General features: G+C 33.0%; 2 protein-coding genes. One reads left to right on the top strand and one right to left on the bottom strand.

Annotated features, from left to right (window positions below; translation table 11 throughout):
* Positions 1-356: 356 nt before the first annotated feature.
* Positions 357-758 carry a hypothetical protein gene (locus KVT34_RS29540; RefSeq protein WP_088096565.1) on the top strand — a complete coding sequence of 134 codons (402 nt, stop codon included), beginning with the start codon at positions 357-359 and terminating at the stop codon, positions 756-758.
* A 197-nt stretch (positions 759-955) separates the two neighbouring features.
* Here KVT34_RS29540 and KVT34_RS29535 read toward each other — a convergent pair.
* A partial coding sequence (locus KVT34_RS29535) for a YjcZ family sporulation protein (RefSeq protein ID WP_217563220.1) occupies positions 956-1,025 on the bottom strand: 70 nt, incomplete at its 5' end.

The following is a 1,025-nucleotide window of genomic DNA, read 5'->3' as shown; positions in this document are numbered from 1 at the left end:
ATTTACTTTCCAGAAAATCTATTAGATTTTGGGGTGAATTCATCTGCAATTTTAAATTTTTATAAAGAATATGGAGCTAATATTACGATAGAAGATTTATAAAAGGTACCGTTCTATACGCGATAATGCACATATTACTATCAAGATAAAGTTAAGAAATTGAATTTCCTCAAAACAAAAAATGAGTTAACTTACTCAAAGTAACTACCTGTAGAGGAAGAAAATTTTCGTTTAGGAGGGACTTCCAAACCTTAGATTGATAGCGAATAGATGCTATCGCATAATGCACCAGCGTCAGAATGCTGCATATATTATCTAGGTAATTTATCTATTACAAAAAACAATGGAGGAATAATATGTTTACTTACTATCCTCGCCAAATGGTGGCTCACCCAATACTTCTTGAGGCTAGACAAATTTCTCCTAATCAAATTTTAATGACTTATGATAAACCAACGGATTTGGCATCTGCTACAAATGTCTCGAATTATTGGATTAGGAGTAATATGGGTCCTGCCAGTATTGCTAGTGTAGGAATGAAAGAGGCACTTACGGCAGAAAATGCTATACGTCCAGATATGGGAATGATAACAACCGTTGATAATTCAAAAATGAGATTTGTTATAACATTTAGAGTTAATGCAATGCAGGGGGTAATGTATACTGTGCTTCCGTGCTTCGTTAACTTAGAGGGAATGTCAGGTTTTATGGGAGAGAATTGGGGTCCTAATAGTAAAAATATGTTTATTGGTATGTAGGTGAGAAAAAAATGGTGGTATCTTTAAATCAAAAAGTAAAATCATAAAAAATAGTGATGAACAGATATTCATGTAAGGTTAACATAAAGTCCTATTATTGGTAGCTAGGAAAAAGGAGGAACCTTAATTTCATAAGGGAATCTCTTTTTTTCGTTCTATAAAAAAAGACACCCAAAGGTGCCTTTTCCAATAGTTTTTTAGCAGAAGCAAGAAGCTCCAACGATGATTAATAAAATAAATAATACAACTAAAAAAGCGAAGCCTCCA

It is taken from the genome of Paenibacillus sp. GbtcB18 (assembly GCF_019091125.1).
Taxonomy (GTDB): Bacteria; Bacillota; Bacilli; order Paenibacillales; family NBRC-103111; genus Paenibacillus_F; species Paenibacillus_F chitinolyticus.
Note: the sequence above shows the minus strand (reverse complement) of the source record. Positions and strands in the feature narration are given on the sequence as shown.

Bases quoted from the DNA above. Each gene is read 5' to 3' on its own strand.
- KVT34_RS29540 (WP_088096565.1), top strand. From the start codon at position 357: ATGTTTACTTACTATCCTCGCCAAATGGTGGCTCACCCAATACTTCTT.